Source organism: Salinispora tropica CNB-440, assembly GCF_000016425.1.
Lineage (GTDB): Bacteria > Actinomycetota > Actinomycetes > Mycobacteriales > Micromonosporaceae > Micromonospora > Micromonospora tropica.
In genome coordinates this window covers 2,830,000-2,855,957 of the sequence record NC_009380.1, presented here as the reverse complement: position 1 = coordinate 2,855,957, position 25,958 = coordinate 2,830,000, and the positions used below count along the sequence as shown (strand labels likewise).

Below are 25,958 nucleotides of genomic sequence, written 5' to 3'. Positions count from 1 at the left end.
ACTCGGGGGTGTGCTCGTGCGGCCCGGCCCCAGCACCACTCCTCGAGCGAGAGGATCCCGTCGTGAGCAGCGTCGTGGCCCCGGCCGCCGCGCGGTCGGCGCTGGCTGCCCGTACCGGTGTCGTGGTGGTGTTTGCCCTCAACGGTTTCGTTATCGGTTCCTGGTTTGCCCGGGTGCCGGGGGTCCGGGAGGTGCTTGACCTCTCCGCGAGCCGGCTCGGGCTGCTGTTGCTCGCGATGTCGGTCGGTGCGGTGGTGGCGATGCCCGTCGCCGGTCTGGTCGTCCAACGCCTCGGCACTGCCCGGACGGTGATGGTGGCGGCGCTGACCCTCTCCGTCGGCCTGCTGGTAGCCGGTGTCTGCGCGAGCGCGGCCAGCTGGCCGCCCGGGGTGGCGGTGGGGTTGTTTGTCTTCGGCTACGGCACCGGTACCTGTGATGTCGCGATGAACATCGAGGGTGCTGCCGTTGAGCGGCGGCTCGGTCGCGCGGTGATGCCTCGGTTTCACGCGGCGTGGAGTCTGGGTTCGGTGGCGGGGGCGGGTCTTGGTGCGGTGGCCGCCGAGGTGGGGCTGGCGGTGGCTGTGCACCTGCCGCTGGTCGGCGGTGCGGTGCTGGTCGGCATGGTGTTCGGCGCGCGGGGGTTCCTGCCGGCTGCCCAGACGACCTCGGTCGCCAGCAAGGTGTCCCGGGCGACCCGCCGCCGGGCGTTGTTGGCGGCCTGGCGGGAGCCACGGACCCTGCTGATTGGCCTGTTTGTGCTGGTCGCAGCGTTTAGTGAGGGGAGCGCCACCGACTGGATCGCGATTGCGTTCGTTGACGGGTACGGGGTCAGCGAGGCCGCTGGAGCCGCGGTGTTCGGGATGTTCGTGGTCGGGATGACCATTGGCCGGACCGCCGGCACCCTTGCCTTGGACCGGTGGGGGCGGGTGCCGGTACTCGGGGGTGCGATTCTGCTTGCGGTGGTCGGCGTGAGTGTGGCGGTACTAGCTGACTCCGAGCCGGTGGCGGCCGTCGGCGTGGCGCTGTGGGGCCTCGGCGGCTCCCTCAGCTTTCCGGTGGGGATGAGCGCAGCGGCCGACGAGGAGGAGCGCGCCCCGGTCAGGGTCAGCGTGGTCGCCGCGATCGGGTACACCGCGTTCCTCGCCGACCCGCCCCTACTCGGCCTGATCGGGGAACGGATCGGGACGCTGCACGCCCTGCTGGTGGTACCGATTGTGCTGCTGTTGTCGGTCGCGTTGGTGCCCGCCACCCGCCCTCCTCGTGGACACCATGAATGATTACCGAACCGTCGTCGCCGTGGCAGGGTTCCGAGCTGGCGGGGAGGCTTCAGCCTGACGGTTGGTCCGGTGAGGGTGGACAGATTCATCAGCTTTATGGCGCCACGGTCTCCAGGGCGTCAATACTGCCGGACATGATCGTGCGGATGTGATCGGTGATGTGTTGCAGCGGCCAGTCCCACCAGGCAACCGCCATCAGGCGGGCAACGTCTTCTTCGGGGAAGCGGCGGCGGATCACCCTGGCCGGGTTGCCGCCGACGATGCTATATGCGGGGACATCGTCGACGACCACAGATCCAGCAGCAATGATCGCCCCGCTGCCGATGTGAACACCAGGCATAATCATGGTGTGGTAGCCGAACCACACGTCGTTACCAACCACCGTGTCACCCCGCCCGGGCAGGTTGGTGATGAGATCGAAGTGTTCGCTCCAGGAGCCACCCATAATCGGAAACGGGAAGGTCGAGGGCCCGTCCATGCGGTGATTGGCGCCGTTCATGATGAACCGTACGCCCTCGGCCAACGCGCAGAACTTTCCGATTATCAGCCGCTCCGGCCCGAAGTGATAGAGAACGTTGCGAACCTCGAAAGCGGTCGGATCGTCCGGGTCGTCGTAGTAGGTGAATTCCCCAACTTCGATCAGTGGCGAGGCTACCAGTGGCTTCAACAGCACCACACGTGGCCGTTCGGGCATCGGATGCAGGGTGCTCGGATCGGTTGGAACGCCCGTCATTGCAAACTCCTTCCGGGGCGGAGGTTGAATCGGCCCGTAGAGCCCCTCCGGGGGCTGTCACTGCGCTCATGTGGCGACGTGGCGCCCGGGGTATTCGGGTTGGTGCCGGACCTGGTGTTGGACCGTCACCGGCGGTCAGCCGCTCATCCGGTGCACCGGGCGGGACGGAAAGAGCGTTGGCGGTAGGACCGCGTCGCCGTTGAGTACGGCGGTCACCGCAGCTGTCGCGATTCCGGCCACCGGGTGGGTGGACGTGGTGAGCGAGGGGTTGGTCATCGCGGCCAGTGGGGTGTCGTCGAAGCCGGTCACCGCGATGTCCCCGGGGACCTGGACGCCATCCCGAAGGAGCCCGTTGATCACGCCGAACGAGGTCACGTCGCTGGCACCGACGATGGCGTCGGTGTCCGGCCAGCGGGCCAGAACCTCCCGGGCTGCGGCACGTCCCCGGTCGGCGGTGAAGTCACCTCGGACCAGTCGGGGCGGCAGCCCCGCCGCCCGCAGCACGGCCCGGTAGGCGCGCACCGAGCGGCCGGCGCAGGGCAACCAGCGAGAACCACTGATCATGGCGATACGGCGGCGGCCCGTCGTGTAGAGGTGCTCCACCAGCGCCGTGGTGCCGCCGCCGTTGTCGATGTCGAAGGAGGCCACCAGGGGGGAGCCGACGCCGAGAGAGGCGACCCGGCCACGCAGGGTCGGTGGCACGGCCGCCAGGACCGAGGGGGTGGTGTTGACCAGGATCAGCCCGCTCACCCCACGCTGCTCGGCGAGCCGGCGCAACTGGGCCAGGTCGCGGGTCGGCAGCCAGTGCAGGGCCACGCCGACGCCGTGCGGGGCGCACACCCGGGCGGCGGCGCCGACAACCTGGTCAACGTACGGGTCCTCGAGTGCCCGTGGCGAGGTGCCGTGGACCACCGTGACCAGCTGGACCCCGGTGCCGCGGACCAGGGCGCGGGCGGCCGGGTCCGGCACGTAGCCGAGCCGGTCGGCGGCGGCGGTGACCCGGTCGCGGGTGCGGGCCGCGGCGTACCCGTTGTTGGCGAGCACTCGGGAGGCGGTGGCGCGGGAGACCTCGGCCGCCCGAGCCACATCCTCCAGAGTCGGCGCGCGCTGCGGTGCCGGCATTGAGGTCCCCCGTTTCCCGTCGCCGGGGCGACGTGTGTCGTCGGGACCATTATCGCTCGGTCCGGCGGCGGTGGCCTGCGAGTACTTTTCGGTTTGCACTGAGAACGTTCTCAGGGGTGTGCTCGTGTGGTCAGGCCCGATCATCCCGAGCGAGAGGACCCTGTCGTGAGCAGCGTTACCACCCCGGTCGCCCCCGCTGCCGTACCCCGGTCGGTGCTGGCGGCCCGCACCGGTGTCGCGGTGGTGTTCGCCCTCAACGGCCTCGCCATCGGGTCCTGGTTCGCCCGGGTGCCGGCGATCCGCGAGGCGCTCGACCTCACCCCGGGTCGGCTCGGGCTGCTGTTGCTCGCCATGTCGGCGGGAGCGGTGCTGGCGATGCCCACCTCTGGTCTGGTCGCCCAGCGGCTGGGTACCGCCCGGACGGTGATGGCGGCGACCCTGTTGGTCTCCGTGGGCTTGGGGACCGCCGGTGTCTGGGCGGGCGCGGTCGGCTGGCTTCCCGGGGTGGCGGTGGGGCTGTTTGTCTTCGGCTACGGCACCGGCACCTGTGATGTCGCGATGAACATCGAGGGTGCCGTCGTTGAGCGGCGGCTCGGTCGCACGGTGATGCCTCGGTTTCACGCGGCGTGGAGTCTGGGTTCGGTGGCGGGAGCGGGTCTTGGCGCGGTGGCCGCCCAGGTGGGGCTGACGGTGGCCGCCCACCTGCCGCTGACCGCCGGGGCGGTGCTGGTCGGCACGGTGTTCGGCGCGCGGGCGTTCCTGCCGGTCCCCGAGGTAGCGCCGGGTGCCGAAGGGGTCTCCCCGGCAGCCCGCCGCCGGGCGCTGCTGGCCGCCTGGAAGGAACCGCGGACCCTGCTGATCGGCCTGTTCGTGCTGGTAGCGGCGTTCAGCGAAGGGGTCGCTACCGACTGGGTCGCCGTCGCGTTCGTTGACGGCTACGGTGTCACCGAGGCTGCTGGAGCTGCCGTGTACGGCGTATTCGTGATCGGCATGACCGTCGGCCGGACCACCGGCACCCTCGCCTTGGACCGGTGGGGCCGGGTGCCGGTGCTCAGCAGCACGATCCTGCTCGCCGTGGTCGGCGTGGGCGTGGCGGTGCTGGCCGGTTCCGGACCGGTTGCGGTCGCCGGCGTGGCGCTGTGGGGTCTCGGTGTCTCCCTCAGTTTCCCGGTGGGGATGAGCGCCGCGGCCAATGAGGAGGAGCACGCCCCGGCCCGGGTCAGCGTGGTGGCGGTGATCGGCTACACCGCGTTCCTCGCCGGACCACCCCTGTTGGGTCTGATCGGGGACCGGATCGGGACGCTGCACGCCCTGCTGGTCGTGCCGATCCTGTTGCTCCCGTCGCTGGCGTTGGTGCCGGCGACCCGCCCTTCTCGCTGATCGTGCTGGCGGCCGGCGACCGTTCGGGTCAACTCGAGTGCTGTCCCTCGGCGTTGCCGGCCGGGGCGGGCACACGTTGATCGACCGGCGGGTGTTCCGTGCAGACTTCGGACATCCGGACCCGGTACCGGAGCAGCGGCGCGTACGTTGACGGCCAAGGGTGTTGACACCACCTCGGCCTGCGTCTGAGCCACCGCTGGATCCGCACGATGAATGAAGTGGGGTGCATCGTGAGCATCAAGCAGAGTTTCGCCTGGTGGTCGTTCGCGCAGGCACCGCAGCAGGTACCTGACCTGCTGCGGCAGGCCGCGACCATCGGCTACCAGGGCGTCGACTTCCTGCCCCGCGACCGTCGGCAGGAGGCCTACGACGTGGGCCTGGAGCTGACGGTCATCGATGGCCAGGAGTGCGTCGAGGTCGGCTTCAGCGATCGGGCCAATCACCGGGCGTTGGCCGATGAGGTACGCCGCAACCTGGAGATCGCGATCGCCGACGGGGTGCTGAACCTTGCGGTCGCCTCGGGCAACTGGTCCGGCCCTCCGCATGACGGGATCAGCATCTGTGCCGAGGGCCTGGCACCCCTCGCCGCCGAAGCCGAGGCCGCCGAGGTGGGGCTGGTGCTGGAACCGCTCAACACGAAGGTGGACCACGCCGGGCACGAGTGCGACTCAACGGCCTGGGCGGCGGCGGTCATCGAACAGGTCGGCTCGCCGGCACTGCGGATGCTGTACGACATGTACCACATGCAGATCATGGAAGGTAACCTGATTCACACAATAAGGGAGAAATTTCCGCTTATCGGCCACGTTCATGTGGCCGGTGTACCAGGCAGAGCCGAGCTCGACGACCGCCAGGAGGTGAACTGGCGGGCGATCGCCGCAGCGCTGCGGGAGCACGACTACCCCGGATACGTGACCCACGAGTTCATCCCGCAGGGCGACCCGGTCGCCGCGCTGCGGCAGGCTTTCGAAGTCTTCGCCCGGCCGGCCGTCGAGGCCGCCCGCAGGTGACCGGGCGTCCGGACCGCGACCGACTGCGGTGCAGGTCGGCGTCACCGACCGACTGTGGACGTCTCCCTCCGAACGGCGGCCCTGCCGGGCTTCGCCCGTCAGCTGATGTGCCGGGCGGCGGCGCGGCCGGCGGTCCGGCCGGAGAAGAGGCAGCCGCCGAGGAAGGATCCCTCCAGGGCGTTGTAGCCCATCATGCCGCCACCACCGAACCCGGCGACCTCGCCGGCGGCGTAGAGGCCGGGAAAGGCGTCGCCGTCGCGGGTCCGGCAGCGACCGTCCAGGTCGGTCTCCAGCCCACCGAGGGTCTTGCGGGAGAGAATGTTGAGCCGCACGGCGATCAACGGCCCGGCCTTCGGATCCAGGAGGCGATGCGGCGCGGCGACCCGTAGGAGCCGGTCACCGCGGTAGGTACGGGCGGAGCGGATCGCCTTGACCTGGGCGTCCTTGCAGAAGGTGTTGGTGAGCTGTCGGTCCCGCTCGGTGACGAGCGTGCGGATCCGGCCGACCTCGATCGCCGGCACGTCCGGGTCGGCGACGCGGTTCATACCGGCGACGAGCTCGTCGAGGGTGTCAGCGACGACGAAGTCCTCGCCGTGCCGTTTGAACGCCTCGACCGGCCCGGGAGCGCCGGCCCGCACCCGGGACAGCAGCAACGTGAGGTCCTTGCCGGTGAGGTCTGGGTTCTGCTCGGAGCCGGAGAGCGCGAACTCCTTTTCGATGATCTTCTGGGTGAGCAGGAACCATGAGTAGTCGTAGCCGCTGTGGCGCAGGTGGCGCAGGGTGCCGAGGGTGTCGAAGCCGGGGTGGTACGGGGCCGGTAGCCGGTTGCCGGCGGCGTCCAGCCAGAGCGAGGAGGGACCGGGCAGGATGCGAATTCCGTGGTTGTCCCAGATCGGATCCCAGTTCCGTAGCCCTTCGACGTAGTGCCACATCCGGTCCGGGTTGATGACGTTGGCGCCGGCGTCCTCAGCGATGCCCAGCATTCGGCCATCCACGTGGGCCGGTACGCCGGCGACCATCCGCTTCGGTGGGGTGCCGAGCCGCGCCGGCCAGGCCCGGCGGATCAAGTCGTGGTTGCCGCCGATCCCGCCGCTGGTGACGATGACGGCCTGGGCGCGGGCCTGGAACTCGCCGACCACGGTGCGGCTGCTCGGCCGGCCTCGCTCGGCCGTGGTCGGCTCCAGCCGGCTGCCGTGCACCCCGACCACCACACCGGCTTCCACGAGCAGCCCGTCAACCTGGTGGCGGAACGCGAACCGGATCCGCCCGGTGTCAGCGTGTGTCCGTACCCGTCGCTCAAACGGCTCCACCACGCCGGGACCGGTGCCCCAGGTGATGTGGAACCGCGGAACCGAGTTGCCGTGCCCACCGGCCCGGCCGTCCCCGCGTTCGGCCCATCCGACCACCGGGAAGAAGCGATGCCCGTACCGCCGCAGCCAGGACCGTTTCTCTCCGGCGGCGAACTCCAGGTACGCCTCGGCCCAGGCGCGCGGCCAGCGGTCCTCGTCGCGGTCGAACTGGGCGCTGCCGAACCAGTCCTGCCGGGCCAGCTCGATGGAGTCCCGAACGCCCATCCGTCGCTGCTCGGGGCTGTCAACCAGGAACAGCCCGCCGAGGCTCCAGAACGCCTGCCCGCCCAGGTTCTGCTCCCCCTCCTGGTCAACGAGAAGCACGGTACGGCCGAGGTCTGCTGCCTCGGCGGCGGCGACCAGCCCGGCCAGACCGGCTCCGACCACGACGACGTCAGCTTCCACGGATGCCTCCTATCGGTGGGGGCGGGCATTCACCCGCTTCCGGGCCGGTCGCGGGGAGCGGGGCGGCGCCGGGTGGTCGCCCCACCGTGCCGCAGCCGATCGGGCGGCGCCACCAGTTCCGCGCGTGGTGAGCACGGGTATTGTCAACCCGCGCGGTTCGTGGGCGCTCGGGCCGGCTGGCAGCGCGAGGGGTGGTGACCGGGGTGGGCCTCGCGGAACGACTGGTCGTGCATCGGACGCTCACCGAGCGTAGTCCGGCCCTCGTGGATGAGATGGTCGGCGCGGTCGTGGACCAGGTCCCGATCTACCGTGAACTCAGCGACACCCAACTGCGGGAGGTCACGGCGATCGCCCAGTGGGCCGTCACCCGGCTCACCGAGATGTGGGTCGACGGCACTCGGCTGACCGTCCGGGACATCAGCCGCTTCCGGGGCATCGGCGCCACCCGCGCCACGGATGGCCGGCCACTGCTGGCGGTGCTGCGCGCCTATCGGGTCGCGGCGGCTGTCATCACCGACGCTGTCGCCGAGCACGCCCCGCCCGGCCTGACCGTCGCCGACCTCGCCGCGCTGGTTCAGGCTCTCGTCGCCGCGCTCGACGACCTGTCCGAGGCGCTGGCCAACGGCTACCAGCACAAGGCCGCCGAGTTGATCACCGACCGGCGTCAACTGATCGACGAATTCCTGCACGATCTGCTTGCCGGTCGCCAGACCTCGCCCGGTGCGCTCGCCGACCGCACCGAGCAGCTCAACGTCCGCGTTCCCGCCAGCTTCGGCCTCCTTCTCGCCGTCGGCGACCCGGCAAGTCCGCAGACCCACCGGGCCCGCGTCGCCGCGCTCGCCGAGTCGCCAGCAGTCGGCGCGGACCACGGACCGGTCGACCTGAGTACCGGCGCGCTGCTGAGCACGATGCGAGCCGGCGCGGGTGTCCTGCTGCTCCCGGACGAGCACGATCGCTGCGCGGTCGCGACGGCCGTGGCCGCGGGGGGCTGGCGGGCTTGTCTGATCAGCGGCGCTTCCGCGGCGACCCTGCCGCAGGACTACCGGGCCGCCGTAGCCGCGCTGGAGCACGCACCCGTGGAGGCGTTCGCCCGCCGGACCGTCCTCGACCGCGGCGACGCGCTCACCGTCGCGGTGCTGCACGGCGCACCCCCCGTCGACCGCGCCGCACTGCACGCCGCGGTTCTCGGGCCGGTACTCACCCCCGCCAACGCCCACCTGTTCGAAGGGCTCCACGCGTACCTCACCCATGGGTCGGCGATCGAGGCCGCGACCGCGGTCGGACTGCACCCGCAGACCATGCGCCATCGTCTCCGCCGTCTCACCGAGCTCACCGGCCGCAGTCTGACCCACTCCTGGGACCGGCTCGTGCTCGCGGTGGCGCACGCCTCACTCCCGCCCCCCGGACGGTGACCCGGCCGACGGCGTTCCAGGGCTCGGCTCCCATGCTCACCGGTGCACCCAGCTGAGCATCAGGGGACGTACAGATGGCGGTCAGCCAAGGGTGGTGCACTGGAGGTCGGTGGTACCGGAGACCCGAGGAGGAGCGGCATGGGCTGGTTCAGTCGGAGGCGGTCGCGTACCTGGGGCTCTGACGGGGTACCGACGAAGCTCGACCGGGAGGGCACCCGTGAGGATCTGGTGGCGCTGGAACAGTTCGTCGCCAGCCGGACCGGTGTCGAGTTCTACCTGGAGCCGGAGACGACGGCGACGGACACGACGGTGGTGGCGATCGCTCACGACGGCGAGTGGATCCGCCGTCGTACCGGGTCGCCACGGGTTGCCGCGACGCTCGCCCGCCGGCTGGGCCTGCCGCTGTACGAGGCGGTCAAGATGGGCTATCCGGAGCGGATGCGGGCCTGGAACCGGGCCCATCCGGAGCGGCGCGTTCGGTAGCCGCCGCGCCCGCTGAGGTCATGGCTCCGGCTCCGGATCAGCCGGTGGGATTCCCGAGTCGTGCTGTCTGGCGGACTGGGTCCCGAGCCCGGTCGTCCGGTGGGCCCATCTCGGTCGCGTTGACCGGTGGTGCAGTCGTGTGGCAGAGTTCGCGGCCGGACGGCAGTGAAGGAAGCCGGTGTGAATCCGGCGCGGTCCCGCCACTGTCATCGGGGAGTGATCCTCCTTGCGGAGCCACGAGCGCGCGTCGCGCGGTTGGAAGGCCGGGGGTGAGCGTTGATCCGGGAGCCAGGATACTTCGGCCGTCGGCGCACCCCAGGGCGTGGATACCCGAGGAGGACCCGATGACGCGTAGCGTCCCATTTATCGACAACTGTCGTTTCAGGCCGGCCTGGAGTGATGTTCCGTGACCGGTCCGCGACCCGCCGCCGTCACGCGTGGGCCCGCCGTCACACATGTGCCCGCCGTCACACATGTGCCCGCAGTCGGCTATGGCGCCGCCGCTGGTCTCGGCCCCGCTGCCCACGGTTGATCGCTGCCTGACGCGTGCCCCGTCGGCCGCCCTGTCGGGTGGCCCAGAGCGGCGGCGCCGCGAAGCCAACATCGTCTCCCGTCTCCCTGATCACCCGCACGTCGTGCGGGTGTCACTCTCCGGAGTTTGCCGTGCGCATTCTGCTGCTCTCTACCGCCGACACCGACCTGCTTGCCGCGCGGGCCAGTGGGGCCGACTATCGCCTGGCCAACCCGACCCGGGTGGCCGTTGACGGCGTCCCGGAGCTGCTCGACGGCGTGGACCTGGCCGTCGTACGCCTGCTCGGCGGCCGGGCCGCATGGCCGGACGGATTGGCCACGGTCCTCGCCTCGGACGTGCCGACAGTGGTGCTGGGTGGGGAGAGCATTCCCGACGCCGAGCTGACCGCCGTCTCCACCGTGCCCTCCGGTGTCACCACCCAGGCCCTGTCCTACCTGGTCGAAGGGGGCCCGGAGAACCTGGCACAGCTGGTCCGGTTCCTCTCCGACACGGTGCTGCTCACCGGCGAGGGGTTCGCGCCCCCCGCACCGACCCCGGCGTACGGGATACACGGCGAACGGTCGGCCGACCCGGACCGGCCGACCGTCGGGATCGTCTTCTATCGGGCGCACGCGCTGGCCGGCAACACCACCTTCGTGGACACGCTCGCCGATGCGGTGGAGGCCGCGGGGGGCAACGCGGTCCCGATCTTCTGCGGCTCGCTGCGCGGGCTGACCGCCGGTGCGGGCCCCCTGGAACTCTTCGCCCGCTGCGACGCGCTGCTGGTCACCGTGCTCGCTGCCGGGGGCACCGTGGCGGCCGACGCGGCCGGTGGTGGCGACGAGGACGCCTGGGACGTGGGCGCGCTCGCCGCCCTCGACCTGCCGGTCATCCAGGCGCTCTGCCTCACCAGCACGCGGGAGCAGTGGGCCGACAGTGACGCCGGGTTGTCCCCGTTGGACGCGGCGATGCAGGTGGCGATCCCCGAGTTTGACGGGCGGATCGTTACCGTGCCGTTCTCGTTCAAGCAGATCGACGCCGACGGGCTGTCGATCTACGCGCCCGATCCGGAGCGCGCCGCCCGGGTGGCCGGAATCGCTGTCCGCCACGCCCGGCTGCGGCACCTGTCCAACGCCGACAAACGGGTGGCGGTGGTGCTCAGCTCGTACCCGACGAAGCACTCCCGGGTCGGCAACGCCGTCGGCCTGGACACCCCGGCCAGCGCGGTGCGGCTACTCGGCGCGCTCGCCGCCGCCGGCTACGACCTCGGCGCGGCACCCGTCCCAGACGACGGGGACGTCCTCATCCACGCGCTCATCGCCGCCGGCGGTCACGATGTCGAGTGGCTCACCCCCGAGCAGCTCGCCGCCGCCAGCGCGCGGGTGCCGCAGGAGACGTACCGGCGGTGGTTCGACGAGGTGCCGGCGCAGCTGCGCGCCAACATGGTCAAACACTGGGGGCAGCCGCCGGGGGAGCTGTACACCGACGGGGGCGACATCGTCCTGGCCGGCCTGCGGTTCGGCAACGTGGTCCTGCTGATCCAGCCGCCCCGCGGCTTCGGGGAGAATCCGATCGCGATCTACCACGACCCGGATCTGCCACCGAGCCATCACTATCTGGCCGCGTACCGGTGGCTGGCCGCACCCGCCGCGGCGGGTGGTTTCGGCGCGGACGCCGTGGTGCACCTGGGCAAGCACGGCACCCTGGAGTGGCTGCCGGGCAAGGGCCTCGGACTTGCCGCCGACTGCGCCCCGGACGCGGTGCTCGGCGACCTGCCGCTGGTGTACCCGTTCATCGTCAACGACCCGGGGGAGGGGACGCAGGCCAAGCGCCGCGCGCACGCGGTCGTCATCGACCACCTGGTGCCGCCGATGGCCCGCGCCGAGACGTACGGGGACCTGGCGAAGCTGGAGCAGCTGCTCGACGAGTACGCGACCGTGCAGGCGCTCGACCCGGCGAAGGTGCCCGTCGTACGGGGACAGATCTGGGAGCTGGTGCGCGCCGCCGAGCTGCACCACGACCTGCACCAGGCCCAGATGCCGGCCGCCGACGACTTCGACGACTTCGTGTTGCATCTCGACGGTTACCTCTGCGAGGTCAAGGACGTGCAGATCCGCGACGGCCTGCACGTGCTGGCCGAAGCACCCGACGGCGAGGCGCGGGTCAACCTGGTGCTCGCCGTGCTGCGTGCCCCACAGGTGTGGGGTGGGACCCGGGCCCTGCCCGGCCTGCGGCAGGCGATCGCCGCCAGCTACGGCCTGGATGAGTCCGCGTTGCTCGCCGTGCCCGGCGATCGGGTGCCAGTGCCGGCCGCGCTGACCGAGGCCGCCGACGGCCCGGCCGTTACCGCCGCCGACGCCGTCGACCTGATCGAAGGCCTGGCCCGGCGCCTCGCCGTCGGGATGGAGACGCTCGGCTGGCCGGCCGATCGAGCGGAGGCGGTCGTCGCGGAGGTCACCGGTCGGGCGATCCCGGACGCCGCCGCGGTGCTGCGCTTCGCCGCCACCGAGCTGGTGCCGCGGCTGGAGCGCACCACCGACGAGCTGGCGCATACCCTCGCTGCCCTCAACGGGGGGTTCGTGCCCCCCGGCCCGTCCGGCTCACCCACCCGTGGCCTGGTCAACGTGCTGCCCACCGGCCGTAACTTCTACTCGGTCGACCCGAAGGCGATCCCGAGCCGCAACGCCTGGGATGTGGGTGTGGCCCTGGCCGATTCGCTGCTGAGCCGGCACCTCGCCGATACCGGGGCGTACCCGCGCTCGGTCGGGCTCACCGTGTGGGGCACCAGCGCCATGCGGACGCAGGGTGACGACATCGCCGAGGTGCTTGCGTTGCTCGGCTGCCGGCCGCTCTGGGACGACCGGTCCCGGCGGGTGACCGGCGTCGAGGTGGTGCCCCTGGCCGAGCTGGGTCGCCCCCGCATCGATGTGACCGTCCGCATCTCCGGCTTTTTCCGTGATGCCTTTCCGCACGTGGTGGCACTCGTGGATGACGCGGTACGACAGGTGGCCGCGCTGGAGGAGTCGGCCTCGGACAACTACCTCCGGGCGCACGTGGCCGAGGACCTCGCCGGGCACGGCGATGAGCGCCGGGCCACCGCGCGGATCTTCGGGTCGAAGCCGGGCGCGTACGGGGCCGGCCTGCTTCCGCTGATCGACGCGCGGAACTGGCGCAGTGACGCTGATCTGGCCGAGGTGTACGCGGTGTGGGGCGGCTACGCGTACGGGCGGGGGCTGGACGGCCGGGAGGCCCGCACCGACATGGAACGCGCTTTCGCGCGGATCGCCGTGGCGGTGAAGAACCAGGACACCCGGGAGCACGACATCGTCGACTCTGACGACTACTTCCAGTACCACGGCGGGATGGTGGCGATGGTCCGGCACCTCACCGGTGCCGCACCGGCCGCGTACGTCGGCGACTCGGCGATGCCGCACGACGTGCGGACCCGCACCCTCAGTGAGGAGACCCGCCGGGTGTTCCGGGCCCGGGTGGTCAACCCGAAGTGGGTCGCGGCGATGCGGCGGCACGGCTACAAGGGTGCCTTCGAGCTGGCGGCCACCGTCGACTACCTGTTCGGCTATGACGCCACCGCGGGTGTGGTCGACGACTGGATGTACGAGCGGCTCGCCGAGGCGTACCTGTTTGACGCAGAGACCCGGGAGTTCCTGGAACGGTCCAATCCGTGGGCGCTGCGCGGCATGACCGAACGACTACTTGAGGCCGCCGACCGTGGGCTGTGGGCAAAGCCGGAGCCGAGCACCCTGGACCGGCTCCGAGAGACGTATCTGGCCAGCGAGGGTGATCTGGAGGACCGCGGGTGAGCACGACGAGTAAACCGGGACTGCGGGCGACCCGGCCGCCCCGACCGGAGGCTCCCGGGGCGAACTACCCGTTCTCGGCGGTGCTCGGCATGGCCGACATGCGCCTGGCGCTGCTGCTGAACGCGGTGAACCCGGCGATCGGTGGGGTGCTCGTGCGGGGTGAGAAGGGCACCGCCAAGTCGACCGCGGTGCGCGCCCTCGCCGCCCTGCTGCCGCCGGTTGTTCGGGTCGCCGACTGCCGATTCGCCTGCGATCCGCAGACGCCCGACCCCCGCTGCCCGGACGGGCCCCACCCGGCGGTGCGGACGACCGAACGTCGCCCAGCCGCGCTGGTCGAGCTGCCGGTCGGCGCCGCCGAGGACCGCGTTGTCGGCTCGCTCGACCTGGAGCGGGCGCTCGCCGACGGGGTACGCGCCTACGAGCCCGGCCTGCTCGCCGCCGCCCACCGGGGGGTGCTCTACGTCGACGAGGTGAATCTGCTTCACGACCACCTGGTCGACCTGCTGTTGGATGCCGCCGCGATGGGGCGCTGCCACGTCGAGCGGGAGGGCGTGTCGGTCAGCCACGCCGCCCGGTTCCTGCTGGTCGGCACGATGAACCCGGAGGAGGGGGAGCTGCGTCCACAACTCCTCGATCGGTTTGGGCTGACCGTGGAGGTGGCGGCTAGCCGCGACCCGGCCGTCCGAGTGGAGGTGGTGCGCCGCCGGCTCGACGCCGACGCGGACCCGGCCGGCTTCGCCGCCCGCTGGGCTGGGGAGGACGCGGCGGTCGCCGGCCGGGTGGCGGACGCCCGTGCCCGGCTGGACGGGGTGGTGCTGACCGACGCGGCACTGCGGCAGATCGCCGAGGTCTGCGCGGCGTTCGACGTGGACGGGATGCGGGCCGACATCGTCACGGCCCGGACCGCCGTGGCACATGCCGCCTGGCAGGGCCGGGACCGGGTGACCGCGGAAGACGTTCGGGTGGCCGCCCGACTCGCCCTGCCGCACCGTCGCCGCCGGGACCCGTTCGACACGCCGGGACTGGACGAAGAGCGCCTCGACGAGGCGCTGAACCGGGCGCAGGAGGAGCATCCGGACGGCCCCGATGACGGCACCGGCCCCGATGATGGTCCGGCCGGTGGCACCGGTCCCGACGGCGGTCCCGACGGCGGTCCGGCCGGTGGCCCCGACGGCGGTCCGGCCGGTGGCCCCGACGGCGGTCCGGCCGGTGGCACCGGTCCCGGTGGTGCGGGCGGCCCGGCTGGCGACACCGGCTCCGCCGGAGACACCCACCCCGATGGCAGCGCCGGCTCCGCGGCTGACCCGTCCGGTCCCGACCGACCCGCGGCCGGAGAAGACGGTACGTCTCGGCCCGAGCAGCCGAGCCGGGACGCGCGGCCGGTGGCCGCGCCGCAGCCCGGGCTACGGGCGCGGCTGTTCACCGCGCCGGGCATCGGCGAGGGGGTGCCGGGCCGACGGTCGCGGGCGCGGACCGGGCGGGGCCGCACCACCGGTGCGCGGGTACCGGCGGGGCGCCTCGGTGCGCTGCACCTGCCGGCGACGGTCCGAGCCGCCGCTGGGTACCAGGTCGCTCGGGGACGGACCAGTGGACCGTTGCGGCTACGCCCGGCCGACGTGCGGGAGGCCGTTCGGGAAGGACGCGAGGGCAACCTGGTGCTGTTCGTGGTGGACGCCAGCGGTTCGATGGGCGCCCGCCAGCGGATGAGCGCGGTCAAGGGCGCGGTGCTCGCCCTGCTCACCGACGCGTACCAGCGTCGCGACAAGGTGGCGGTGGTCGCCTTCCGCGGTTCGGGCGCGGAGGTCCTGCTGCCCGCTACCGCCTCGGTGCTCGCCGCCTCCACCCGGCTGGCCGAACTGCCCACCGGCGGGCGTACCCCGCTCGCGGAGGGCCTGCTCGCCGCCGCCGAGCTGCTGCGGGTGGAGCGCCTGCGGGATCCCCGCCGGCGACCGTTGACCCTGGTCGTGACCGACGGTCGGGCCACCGCCGGCGCGGACCCGCTGCCCCGCGCGGCGCGGGCGGCGGCGGTGTTGCGTGCGACCGGCGCCCCCTGCGTCGTGGTGGACTGCGAGTCCGGCCCCGTCCGCCTCGACCTGGCCCGCCGCCTGGCCACCCAGCTGGCCGCCGCCCACCACCCCCTGCCGGCCGTGACGACCTCCCCGTTGGCGGAGTTGGCGACCGCGGGCTTCACCGCGGAGAGGAGCGTTGTCTGATGCCGCAGGGGAAGCCGACGCACGTGCCGGCCGACGGGCTCACGACCAAGCAGCGACGGAACCGCCCATTGTTGATCGTCCACACCGGATCGATGAAGGGGAAGTCCACCGCCGCCTTCGGTCTCGCGCTGCGTGCCTGGACCGCGGGACTACCGATCGGGGTGTTCCAGTTCGTCAAGAGCGCCAAGTGGCGGGTGGGAGAGGAGAGCGCGTTCCGCGCCCTCGGCGAGGTGCACGAGCAGACCGGTCAGGGTGCTCCGGTGAGCTGGCACAAGATGGGTGAGGGCTGGTCGTGGATCCAGCGCGACGGTGCGGCCGACCACGCCGCCGACGCCCGCGAGGGATGGCGGCAGATCCAGCGCGACCTGACCGCCCAGCGGTACGGCCTCTACGTGCTCGACGAGTTCACCTACCCGATGAGGTGGGGCTGGGTGGACGTCGCCGAGGTGGTCGACACCCTCGCCGCCCGACCCGGCTTTCAACACGTCGTCATCACCGGTCGCGATGCCGACCCCCGCCTGGTGGCCGCCGCCGACCTGGTGGCCGAGCTGACCAAGGTGAAGCATCCGATGGACGCCGGCCAGAAGGGCCAGAAGGGCATCGAATGGTGACCACCCCCTGGCCCCTGCCGCGGGTCGTTGTCGCCGCGCCGGCCAGCGGCCACGGCAAGACCACGATCGCCACCGGGCTGCTCGCCGCGCTGCGCCGTCGGGGCCACCGGGTCAGCCCACACAAGGTCGGCCCGGACTACATCGATCCCGGCTACCACGCCCTCGCCGCCGGCCGGCCCGGCCGCAACCTCGACCCGTGGCTGGTGGGGGAGGAGCGGATAGCCGGCCTGCTGCGGCACGGCGCGGCTGTGCCCAGCCCCGCCGACATCGCGGTTGTCGAGGGGGTGATGGGGCTGCACGACGGTGCGGTCGGCCACCGCGGGTACGCCTCCACGGCCCACGTCGCCCGGCTCGTCGCCGCGCCCGTGCTGCTGGTGCTCGACACCACCGCCCAGGGGCGCAGCGCCGCCGCCCTGGCCCTCGGAATGGGCGCCTTCGACCCGGCGGTGCGAATCGGCGGGGTGGTTCTCAACCGGGTCGGCTCACCCCGGCACGAGTCGTTGCTGCGCGACGCCCTGGCCGAGGTCGGCGTACCGGTGTTGGGCGCGGTCACCCGGGCCGCCGAGGTCGCCGCCCCCTCCCGCCACCTTGGCCTGGTTCCGGTCGCGGAGCGGGCCGCCGAGTCGATCGCCGTGGTTGACGCGCTGGCCGACCTGGTGGGAGCGACGGTGGACCTCGACGCGGTGCTGGAACTGGCCCGGAGCGCGCCACCGCTGACGGCGCCGCCCTGGGACCCGGTCGCCGCCGTCGGCGGCCCGGCCGGGTCCGACCGTCCAGTGGTCGCCGTCGCAGGTGGCCCGGCCTTCACTTTCGGCTACGCCGAGACGACCGAGCTGCTCACCGCCGCCGGTGGGATCGTCGTCCCCTTTGACCCGTTACGCGATGCGGCGCTGCCGTCCGGCACTCGGGCGGTGGTTGTCGGCGGGGGCTTCCCCGAGGTGCACGTGGAGGCGCTCGCCGCCAACACCGGGCTGCGCGCCGATCTGGCCGCCTTCGACGGGCCGGTGGTGGCCGAGTGCGCAGGCCTGCTCTACCTGGGACGGGAACTGGACGGTGTGCCGATGTGCGGCCGACTCGACCTGACCGCCCGAATGACCGGACGGCTCACCCTCGGCTACCGGGCAGCCGTCGCCGCCGCCGACTCGGTGGCGCACGCCGCCGGTGACCCAGTACGCGGTCACGAGTTTCACCGCACCGGCACCGAACCCGGTCACGGCGAGCTGGCGGCGTGGCGCTGGGACGGCGCCGCGCACGGCTTCGTCACCGGCCGGATCCACGCCTCGTACCTGCACACCCACTGGGCCGGTCATCCCCGAGCAGCCCAGCGGCTGGTAGCGGCGGCGACCCGGTGACCGCGACGCTGACCGGGGTCGGGGTGGGACCCGGCGACCCCGAGCTCATCACCGTGCGCGCGGTACGGATCCTGCGTGAGGCCGACGTGGTCTTCGTACCGGTGCTGGACCGGCCCGAGGGCGCCCGGGCAGCCGGCCGGGCCGAGACCACCATCGCCCCGTACGTCCCATCGGAGCGGCTGCGTCGGCTGCCGTTCGCCCTGGACGACCGGGGCGGGGTGACCGAACGGCGGGAGAGCGCGTGGAACGCCGCCGCGCAGGCGGTCGCCACCGCCGTCGACGACGGTGCCCGGACGCTGGCCTTCGCCACCATCGGCGACCCCAACGTCTACTCCACCTTCGGCTACCTGGCGCAGAGCCTCCGTGCGCTGCGGCCGGCGGTCGCCGTGCACACCGTCCCCGGCATCACCGCCATGCAGGAGCTCGCCGCCAGGAGCGGAGTTCCACTCTGTGAGGGGCGAGAGCCGCTGACCCTGCTGCCGGCCACCGCCGGGCTGGCGCTCTTCGCCGACGCTGTCGCCGGGCCCGGCACGGTCGTCGCCTACAAGGGGTGGCGCCGGCACGCGGAGCTGCTGGCCGAGCTACGCCGGCAGGGTCGACTCTCCGACGCGGTGCTGGGCAGCGGGCTGGGCCTGACCGGCGACCGCGTCGGTCCGGCCGCCGAGGCCGGCGACGACCCGCCGTACCTGTCGACACTGCTGGTCCCGGCCCGCCGGGACCGCCGAGGGGGGAAGCTGTGAGCGGCACTGTCTGGTTCGTGGGTGCCGGGCCCGGCGCGGCAGATCTGCTGACCTTGCGCGCGGCCCGGGTGATCGCCGCCGCCGACGTGGTGGTCTGGGCGGCCAGCCTGGTCCACGCCGACGTACTGGCCCACGCCCGGCCGGATGCCGAGATCGTCGACTCGTCGCGGCTGCCGATGGAGGGGGTGCTGCCCCTGTACCAGCGGGCCGCCGCCGACGGGTTGACCGTGGCCCGGATCCACTCGGGCGATCCCGCGTTGTGGGGCGCGGTGCAGGAGCAGCTTGATCTGTGTCGGGCGCTCGGGCTGTCCGTGGAGATCGTGCCCGGGGTCTCCTCGTTCACCGCGGTCGCCGCCCGGGTCGGTCGGGAGCTGACCGTTCCCGAGGTCGCGCAGTCGGTCATCCTCACCCGCCTGGAGGGTGGGAAGACGCCCATGCCCCCGGGCGAGCGGGTGCGCGAGTTCGCCCGGCACGGCACCACGATGGCGTTGTTCCTCTCCGCCGCGCGCTCCGGTCAGGTGCAGGCCGAGCTGCTCGCCGGAGGGTATTCGGCCGACACTCCGGCGATCGTGGCGTACCAGGTGACCTGGCCGGACGAGCTGGTGGCGCACTGTACCGTCGGCACCCTGGCGGCGACGGTCCGGGAACACCGGCTCTGGAAGCACACCCTCATCCTGGTTGGACCGGCGCTGGCTGCCACCGGTACCCGTTCGCACCTCTACCATCCGGGGCACTTCCACGGTCACCGGCGGGCGGAGCCGGCCGCGCGGGCCGTCCTGCGTCGGGAGTCCACCGATCGGGTAGCACCAAGGGCCGGCGAGTCCGGCGCCGGCGGACCGGTCTGGACCGGCCCCGCGGGACCGGCGTCGGAGCGTGCGGACCGGCCGACCTGATGACCTACGACCTGCCGCCGTTACGCGAGCCGGACCTGCCACGCACCGCGAAGGTTCGGCCCGTGGCGCTGCGTACCGGCTGGACCACCGGGGCCTGCGCGACGGCCGCGACGAAGGCCGCGCTGACCGCCCTGGTCACCGGCGTGTCACCGGAGCAGGTCGAGATCGGACTGCCGGCCGGGCGGCGGGTGTGCTTCCCGGTGGCGCGCTGCGACCGTACGGCTGACGGCGTCGAGGCGGTGGTGGTCAAGGACGCCGGCGACGACCCGGACGTCACCCACGGTGCCGAACTGACCGCCACGGTCGGCTGGCGGTGGGTCCCCGGACTGGCCCTGGAGGGCGGGCCCGGGGTGGGCACGGTGACGAAGCCGGGGCTGGGGCTGACGGTCGGCGGACCAGCGATCAACGACACCCCGCGTCGGATGATCGGCGAGGCGGTTGCCGAGGTGGTTGACCTGGCCGTCGTCGGCGTCCGAGTGGTGATCAGCGTCCCGCGCGGCGAGATCATGGCCCGGAAGACGACGAACCGTCGGCTCGGCATCATCGGCGGCATCTCGATTCTCGGTACGACCGGTGTGGTCAGACCCTTCTCCACCGCGTCCTGGCGGGCCAGCGTCGTGCAGGCCGTCCAGGTGGCGGCCGCTCAGGGGGAGCAGACGGTGGTGCTGTGCACGGGCGGGCGGACCGAGCGGGCCGCCCGGGAGCTGCTGCCGGAGCTGCCCGAGGTGTGCTTCGTGGAGGTTGGTGACTTCACCGGCGCGGCGGTCACCGCCGCGGTCACCCACGGCCTGTCCGGGGTGGCCTTCGTCGGCATGGCGGGCAAGCTGGCCAAGCTCGCCGCCGGCGTCCTGATGACCCACTACACCCGCTCCAAGGTGGACTTGTCGCTTCTCGGTGCCGTCACCGTCGAGGCGGGCGGCAGCGCTGACCTGGCCGCCGCCGTCACCGCCGCCAACACCGGGCGGCACGCGTACGAACTGTGGGAGGCCGCCGGCCTGCTCGGCCCCGCCGGCGACCTGCTCTGCCGTCGGGTCCGCACGGTGCTGCGCCGTTTCGCCGGGGACGCCGTCACCGTCGATGTGGCGATGGTCGACTTCGCCGGGGCGCGGCGCGTGGCCGCGAGCGGGCGGTGGTCCCAATGACCGGTACGTCGGGTGACGGTCGGAGGAACACCAGCGCAGATGTCGCCGGTGACTCCGTCGTCGTCGGAGCGACGGCGGTGACGGTGGCCGGTGTGGATGCCGCCGGTAACCCGACGCACCCGGCCCTCGCCGCCGAGTTGGTGCGGGCGGGGCTGGTGGTCGGTGCGGCCCGGCACCTGACGGCTGCGCCGGTGCGGGCCGGTACGGAGACGGTCGTGCTGGGTCCGTTGTCGCCGGCCCTGGAGCGGCTCGCCGCCGCGGTTGCCGCCGGCACCCCGGCCGTCGTCCTCGCCAGCGGTGATCCGGGCTGCTTCGGGATCGTGCGGCGGTTGCGGGTGGCCGGGCTGCCGGTGCGGGTGTTACCGGCGGTGTCCAGTATCGCCGCCGCCTTCGCCCGGGCCGGGCTGTCCTGGGACGGCGCTGCCGTGGTCAGCGCCCATGGGCGCGACGCCCGGGAGGCGCTCAACGCTTGCCGGGCGCTGCCTCTGGTCGCGGTGCTCACCGCGCCGGGCGCGGGGGCCGCGGAGCTCGGCGCCGGCCTGGCGGGTTGGTCGCGTCGCCTGATGGTGGCCGAGCACCTCGGCACCGACGCCGAGCGGATCACCTGGACGACCCCGGCGGAGGCGGCGGCCGGTAGCTGGACCGATCCGCACGTGCTGCTGAGCCTCGCCCCCGGACCGATCGGCGCGGCGCGGGTCGACAACCAGCCGGCCGCCGCCCCGGCCGGTGGGTGGGCGCTGCCCGAGGGGGCGTATCGGCATCGCGATTCGATGATCACCAAGGCGGAGGTGCGGGCGCTGGTCGTGGCCGGGCTCCGGCCCCGGCTCGGAAGGCTGGTGTGGGACGTGGGTGCCGGCAGCGGCTCGGTGGGCATCGAATGCGCCCTGCTCGGTGCGGCGGTCGTCGCCGTTGAGCGGGATTCGGCCGCAGTGGACCTGGTGCGCGGCAACGCCGCTCGGCACGGCGTCGATGTACGGGTGGTTCCCGGCGCCGCACCGGCCGCCCTCGACGGGCTCCCCGACCCCGACGCGGTCTTCGTCGGCGGGGGCGGAACCGGGGTGCTCGCCGCGGTAGCGGCCCGTCAGCCGGGGCGGATAGTCGTCGCGCTCGCCGCGCTGGACCGGGTCGCCCCGGCCCGGGACGCGCTGCGGGCCGCTGGTTACACGGTCGAGGGTGTCCAACTCTCCGCCGCCCGCCTCGCCGACCTGCCCGGCGGGTCGATCCGTCTCGCGGCCACCAACCCGGTGGTCGTCCTCACCGGGGAGCGCCTGTGAAGCAATCCGATGGCACCGAGGCGCAGTCGCGCCGGATCGGGCTGGTCGCGGTCACCGCGGCCGGGCGCCGGCACGCCCGTCTCCTCGCCGATGCCTGGCCGCAGGCCCGGATCGTGGAGGCGGAGAGTGCCGCCGCGGGGCTCCGGGCCGCCTGGTCGGAGTGCGATCAGATCGTCGCGTTCCTGGCCACCGGCGCGGTGGTGCGCCTCGTCGCCCCGCTGCTCGACAACAAGCGCAGCGATCCGGCGGTCGTGACGGTGGACGAGGCGGCCCGGCACGCGGTGGCCCTGCTCGGTGGGCACGCCGGCGGTGCCAATGCCCTCGCTGCCGAGGTCGGGGCCCTACTCGACGCGGCGCCGGTGGTCACTACCGCCACCGATGCGGTCGACCTGCCCGGCCTGGACACGCTGGGCTGGCCGGTCGAGGGGGCGGTCGCCGCGGTGAGCCGGGCGATCCTGGACGGCGAACCGGTCACGATGGTCGCCGACGAGCCCTGGCCACTGCCGGCACTGCCGGACAACGTCCACGTTTCCCCGGCCAGCCCCGTCGGTGCACCCGCGGCTGGCTGTCGGGTGCTGGTCACCGACCGGATCGTGCCCCTGGATGAGCGGACCGTCGTGCTCCGTCCCCCCTCGCTGGTCGCCGGGGTCGGGGCGAGTCGCGGCGTGCCGGCTGCGGAGGTGCGTGCCCTGCTGGATCGGGTGCTCGCCACCGCGGGCCTCAGCGCGGCGAGCCTGCGCTGCCTGGCCAGCGCCGACATCAAGGCCGACGAGGTGGGTATCCGCGCCACCGCCGACGCACTGCGGATACCTCTGGTGACCTGGTCTGCCGCGGAGCTGGCGGCGGTTGAGGTGCCCAACCCCAGCGAGGTGGTTCGCGCCGCGGTCGGCACCCCGAGCGTCGCGGAGGCCGCGGCGCTGCTCGGCGGGGACGCTGAACTGTTGGTGTCCAAGACCGCGACCGCGATGGCGACCGTCGCGGTCGCCCGGCACGCGCCGCGGGGCCGGCTCGCCCTGGTCGGCCTCGGACCGGGCGCGGCCGATCTGCGTACCCCCCGGGCGGTGACCGAGCTGCGGCGGGCCGCCGTCGTGGTCGGCTTGGACCAGTACCTTGACCAGATCCGCCACCTGCTGCGCCCGGGGACCCGGGTGCTCGCCAGCGGGCTTGGCGCCGAGGAGGAGCGCGCCCGCTCCGCCGTCGCCGAGGCCACCGCCGGCCACGCCGTCGCCCTGGTCGGCTCCGGCGACGCCGGGGTGTACGCGATGGCGAGCCCCACCCTCGAGTACGCCGATGAGCGGGTCGATGTGGTCGGTGTGCCCGGGGTGACCGCCGCCCTCGCGGCGGCGGCCCTGCTCGGTGCGCCGCTGGGGCACGACCACGCCTACCTGAGCCTCTCCGACCTGCACACCCCCTGGGATGTCATTGCTCGTCGGGTGGCCGCCGCGGCGCAGGGGGACTTCGTGGCGCTGCTGTACAACCCACGCAGCCGGAACCGGGACTGGCAGTTGCCGGCGGCGCTGCGGCTCTTCGCGGAGCACCGACCGCCGGAGACTCCGGTCGGGGTGGTCCGCAACGCCAGCCGGAACGGGCAACGGGTGCAGCTGGCCACCCTGGCCACCCTCGATCCGGCGAGTGTCGACATGTACAGCGTCGTGGTCGTGGGCAGCAGCCAGACACGCCGGGTCGCCGGTCGGATGGTCACGCCACGGGGCTACCGGTGGCGGGCATGACCGGCCCGGCGCCGGTGCTCGTCGACGCCTGCCAGGGCTGTGGGGCCTGCCTGCTGACCTGCCCCACGCACGCCATCCGGCCGGTGCCCGGCGGCCTCGTCATCCGCGCCGACCGCTGCACCGGTTGCCTGGAGTGCCTGGAGATCTGCCCGGTCGGCGCGATCCGCGCCGCCGGCCCGCGACACCTGGAGGAGCCGATGGTCACCACCCCGGTCAACGCCGTACCGGTGCGGGAGGACGGATGAGCCGGCCGGTGCACCCGATCGAGATGGAGTCGTACCGGATTCTGCGGGAGCGGGTCGACCTGCGGCACCTGCCGCCGCTGACCCGTGCGGTCACCGAGCGGGTGGTACACGCCAGCGCGGACCTGAGCTACGTGACGGATCTGGTGTGTGACGAGATCGCCCTGGCCGGTGGGCTGGCCGCGTTGCGGTCGGGCGCACCGGTGGTGGCCGACGTGGCGATGGTCGCCGCCGGGATCACCGGCCGGGCGACGATCTGCCCGGTCGCCGAGGCGGGCACCGCCGAGTTGGCTCGGCGGGCCGGGATCACCCGTTCGGCCGCCGCGGTGCGGATCGCCCTGGACCGGGTGGGGCCCGGTGCGGTGTGGGTGGTCGGCTGCGCGCCCACCGCACTGACCGAACTACTCGCCCTGGATGCCCGGCCGGCCCTGGTGGTCGGCCTGCCGGTGGGCTTCGTCGGCGCCGCGGAGTCGAAGGCCGCGCTGCGGGTCAGTGGCCTGCCGGGAATCTCGAACCGGGGCGAGAAGGGCGGGTCGGCGGTTGCCGCCGCCGCCCTCAACGCCCTGCTCTATGTGGAGGGGGAAGAGTGACCGCATTGGTCATCGTCGGGCACGGCACCCGTAGCGCCGAGGGGGTGGCGCAGTTCGCCGCGCTGGTCGAGCGGGTGCGTACCCGTGCCGGCGGTACGGTTGGCGACGTCGAGGGCGGCTTCATCGAGTTGTCCCGTCCGCCCCTGACCGACGCGGTCGGCGCGCTCGCCGACCGGGGGCATCGGGCGCTGGTGGCGCTGCCGCTGGTGTTGACCGCAGCCGGGCACGGCAAGGGCGACATTCCGGCCGCGTTGGCCCGGGAACAGCAGCGCCACCCCGGCCTGTCATACGCCTACGGCCGACCGCTCGGTCCGCACCCGATGCTGCACACCGCCCTTGAGGAGCGGATCGACGCGGCGCTGGCCGGCGCGGATCGGGCCGACACGTGGGTGGCGTTGATCGGGCGTGGCTCCACCGACCCGGACGCGAACGCCGAGGTGGCCAAGGTGGCCCGGTTGTTGTGGGAGGGACGGGGCTACGCGGGCGTCGAACCGGGCTTCATCTCACTCGCCGAGCCATCCGTGCCGGCGGTCCTGGACCGGCTGCGCCGGCTCGGGGCGCGGCGGATCGTCGTCGCCCCGTACTTCCTGTTCGCCGGGGTGCTACCGGATCGGATCCGGGCCCAGGCGCGGGAGTTCGCCGCCGCCCATCCGGAGTTGGACCTGCGGGTGGCGGACCTGATCGGCGACTGCGACGCCCTGGCCGACCTGGTGCTGGAACGGCACGAGGAGGCGGTGCGCGGCGACATTCGGATGAACTGCGACACCTGTGCGTACCGGGTATCGATGCCGGGCTTCGTCGACAAGGTGGGCCGGCCGCAGACCCCGCACGACCACCCGGACGACCCGGTGGGCGGGCACCACCACCACCACGACCACCATCATCAGCACCCCGAGCCCGCGTTGCGCCCGGGGGAGGTGGCGATCGTCGGCGGCGGGCCGGGCCCAGCGGATCTGATCACCGTTCGGGGCCGGGAGCTGCTGGAGGTCGCCGATGTGGTGGTGGTGGACCGGCTCGCCCCGCAGGGGCTGCTCGCCGGACTACGTCCGGGGGTGCGGGTGGTGGACGCGGCGAAGTCACCCCGGGGGCCGTCCGTCGGGCAGGACGTCATCAACACCGCACTGGTCCGGCACGCCCGCGCCGGACGGCGGGTGGTCCGGCTCAAGGGGGGCGACCCGTTCGTCTTCGGGCGCGGGCACGAGGAGGTGTTGGCCTGCGCGGCGGCCGGGGTTCCGGTGACCGTGGTGCCGGGGGTGACCAGCGCGGTGGCCGCGGCGGCCCTGGCCGGGATACCGGTCACCCATCGCGGGACAGCGCACGAGTTCACCGTCGTCTCCGGGCACCTACCGCCGGGGCATCCGAACTCGCTGATCGACTGGGCGGCGCTGGGCCGGGCCCGGGGCACCGTGGTGGTGCTGATGGGAGTCGACACGATCGGGGCTGTCGCCGCAGCGCTGATCGCGCACGGGCGCGCCCCGGACACCCCGGTCGTCGCGGTGCAGGATGCCGGTCATCCGGGACAGCGTTCACTGCCCGCGCGCCTGGACGGGATCGCGGCGGTGGCGGCGCGGGCGGGCGTGCGTCCCCCGGCGGTCTTCGTGGTTGGCCCGGTCGCGGCGTTCGCCGAGGAGCCGGCCCTGGCCGCGTCCGGCCACTGAGCCGACTCAC

The 25,958-nt window shown here is 73.1% G+C and carries 20 protein-coding genes and 1 riboswitch; of the genes, 17 read left to right on the top strand and 3 right to left on the bottom strand.

Translation table 11 applies throughout. The features are described 5' to 3' along the window. The first annotated feature begins 62 nt into the window (after window positions 1-62). Window positions 63-1,277: an MFS transporter gene (locus tag STROP_RS12765; protein WP_012013762.1), complete on the top strand. Its 1,215-nt coding sequence runs from the start codon at window positions 63-65 to the stop codon at window positions 1,275-1,277. A 94-nt stretch (window positions 1,278-1,371) separates the two neighbouring features. Here STROP_RS12765 and STROP_RS12760 read toward each other — a convergent pair whose 3' ends face one another. Then, the gene (locus STROP_RS12760; protein ID WP_012013761.1) at window positions 1,372-2,010 is read right to left on the bottom strand and encodes a CatB-related O-acetyltransferase; all 639 of its coding nucleotides are present in this window, start codon (window positions 2,008-2,010) and stop codon (window positions 1,372-1,374) included. Window positions 2,011-2,145: 135 nt separating this feature from the next. Then, a complete protein-coding gene (locus STROP_RS12755) occupies window positions 2,146-3,132 on the bottom strand; it encodes a LacI family DNA-binding transcriptional regulator (protein ID WP_012013760.1) in 987 nt (328 codons plus the stop codon). A gap of 165 nt (window positions 3,133-3,297) precedes the next feature. On the opposite strand from STROP_RS12755, the gene STROP_RS12750 reads away from it, so the two are divergent. After that, window positions 3,298-4,512, top strand: coding sequence for an MFS transporter (locus STROP_RS12750; protein WP_018830005.1), 1,215 nt, complete (start codon window positions 3,298-3,300; stop codon window positions 4,510-4,512). Between the two features lie 209 nt (window positions 4,513-4,721). Beyond that, window positions 4,722-5,522 carry a TIM barrel protein gene (locus tag STROP_RS12745; protein ID WP_020678885.1) on the top strand — a complete coding sequence of 267 codons (801 nt, stop codon included), beginning with the start codon at window positions 4,722-4,724 and terminating at the stop codon, window positions 5,520-5,522. A 98-nt stretch (window positions 5,523-5,620) separates the two neighbouring features. Here STROP_RS12745 and STROP_RS12740 read toward each other — a convergent pair whose 3' ends face one another. Continuing rightward, window positions 5,621-7,276, bottom strand: coding sequence for an FAD-binding dehydrogenase (locus STROP_RS12740; RefSeq protein ID WP_012013757.1), 1,656 nt, complete (start codon window positions 7,274-7,276; stop codon window positions 5,621-5,623). Window positions 7,277-7,470: 194 nt separating this feature from the next. Here STROP_RS12740 and STROP_RS12735 point away from each other — a divergent pair, with 194 nt between their 5' ends. The 14 genes from STROP_RS12735 to cobA all read left to right on the top strand — a co-directional run bounded on the left by STROP_RS12735 (window position 7,471) and on the right by cobA (window position 25,948). Next, window positions 7,471-8,688: a PucR family transcriptional regulator gene (locus tag STROP_RS12735; protein ID WP_026274864.1), complete on the top strand. Its 1,218-nt coding sequence runs from the start codon at window positions 7,471-7,473 to the stop codon at window positions 8,686-8,688. 138 nt (window positions 8,689-8,826) lie between these two features. Further along, a complete protein-coding gene (locus STROP_RS12730) occupies window positions 8,827-9,171 on the top strand; it encodes a hypothetical protein (protein ID WP_012013755.1) in 345 nt (114 codons plus the stop codon). 168 nt (window positions 9,172-9,339) lie between these two features. Beyond that, a riboswitch (cobalamin riboswitch) is annotated at window positions 9,340-9,470 on the top strand. A 364-nt stretch (window positions 9,471-9,834) separates the two neighbouring features. Further along, window positions 9,835-13,503 (top strand): cobaltochelatase subunit CobN, encoded by a 3,669-nt coding sequence (gene cobN, locus STROP_RS12725; protein WP_012013754.1) that lies wholly within the window; start codon window positions 9,835-9,837, stop codon window positions 13,501-13,503. Further along, the gene (locus STROP_RS12720; RefSeq protein WP_012013753.1) at window positions 13,500-15,716 is read left to right on the top strand and encodes a VWA domain-containing protein; all 2,217 of its coding nucleotides are present in this window, start codon (window positions 13,500-13,502) and stop codon (window positions 15,714-15,716) included. Before cobN ends, STROP_RS12720 begins: the two co-directional genes overlap by 4 nt. Beyond that, entirely contained in the window at window positions 15,716-16,327 is a 612-nt protein-coding gene (gene cobO / locus STROP_RS12715; protein ID WP_012013752.1) for a cob(I)yrinic acid a,c-diamide adenosyltransferase, read from the top strand. Before STROP_RS12720 ends, cobO begins: the two co-directional genes overlap by 1 nt. Continuing rightward, window positions 16,321-17,679 carry a cobyrinic acid a,c-diamide synthase CobB gene (locus tag STROP_RS12710; RefSeq protein ID WP_012013751.1) on the top strand — a complete coding sequence of 453 codons (1,359 nt, stop codon included), beginning with the start codon at window positions 16,321-16,323 and terminating at the stop codon, window positions 17,677-17,679. Before cobO ends, STROP_RS12710 begins: the two co-directional genes overlap by 7 nt. Beyond that, the gene (gene cobI, locus STROP_RS12705; protein WP_012013750.1) at window positions 17,676-18,419 is read left to right on the top strand and encodes a precorrin-2 C(20)-methyltransferase; all 744 of its coding nucleotides are present in this window, start codon (window positions 17,676-17,678) and stop codon (window positions 18,417-18,419) included. Before STROP_RS12710 ends, cobI begins: the two co-directional genes overlap by 4 nt. Then, a complete protein-coding gene (cobM, locus tag STROP_RS12700) occupies window positions 18,416-19,312 on the top strand; it encodes a precorrin-4 C(11)-methyltransferase (RefSeq protein WP_012013749.1) in 897 nt (298 codons plus the stop codon). The genes cobI and cobM overlap by 4 nt, the downstream gene beginning before the upstream one ends. After that, window positions 19,312-20,454, top strand: a complete 1,143-nt coding sequence (locus STROP_RS12695) for a cobalt-precorrin-5B (C(1))-methyltransferase (protein ID WP_012013748.1) — start codon at window positions 19,312-19,314, stop codon at window positions 20,452-20,454. Before cobM ends, STROP_RS12695 begins: the two co-directional genes overlap by 1 nt. Next, on the top strand, window positions 20,451-21,728 hold the full coding sequence (locus STROP_RS12690) for a bifunctional cobalt-precorrin-7 (C(5))-methyltransferase/cobalt-precorrin-6B (C(15))-methyltransferase (RefSeq protein WP_012013747.1): 1,278 nt from the start codon (window positions 20,451-20,453) through the stop codon (window positions 21,726-21,728). Before STROP_RS12695 ends, STROP_RS12690 begins: the two co-directional genes overlap by 4 nt. Beyond that, complete coding sequence (gene cobJ / locus STROP_RS12685; RefSeq protein ID WP_012013746.1) at window positions 21,725-23,458, top strand: precorrin-3B C(17)-methyltransferase; 1,734 nt, start codon at window positions 21,725-21,727, stop codon at window positions 23,456-23,458. The genes STROP_RS12690 and cobJ overlap by 4 nt, the downstream gene beginning before the upstream one ends. Continuing rightward, on the top strand, window positions 23,446-23,703 hold the full coding sequence (locus STROP_RS12680; protein ID WP_012013745.1) for a DUF362 domain-containing protein: 258 nt from the start codon (window positions 23,446-23,448) through the stop codon (window positions 23,701-23,703). Before cobJ ends, STROP_RS12680 begins: the two co-directional genes overlap by 13 nt. Next, the gene (locus tag STROP_RS12675; protein WP_012013744.1) at window positions 23,700-24,290 is read left to right on the top strand and encodes a precorrin-8X methylmutase; all 591 of its coding nucleotides are present in this window, start codon (window positions 23,700-23,702) and stop codon (window positions 24,288-24,290) included. The genes STROP_RS12680 and STROP_RS12675 overlap by 4 nt, the downstream gene beginning before the upstream one ends. Beyond that, window positions 24,287-25,948 (top strand): uroporphyrinogen-III C-methyltransferase, encoded by a 1,662-nt coding sequence (gene cobA, locus STROP_RS12670; protein WP_012013743.1) that lies wholly within the window; start codon window positions 24,287-24,289, stop codon window positions 25,946-25,948. Before STROP_RS12675 ends, cobA begins: the two co-directional genes overlap by 4 nt. The last annotated feature ends 10 nt before the right edge of the window (window positions 25,949-25,958 follow it).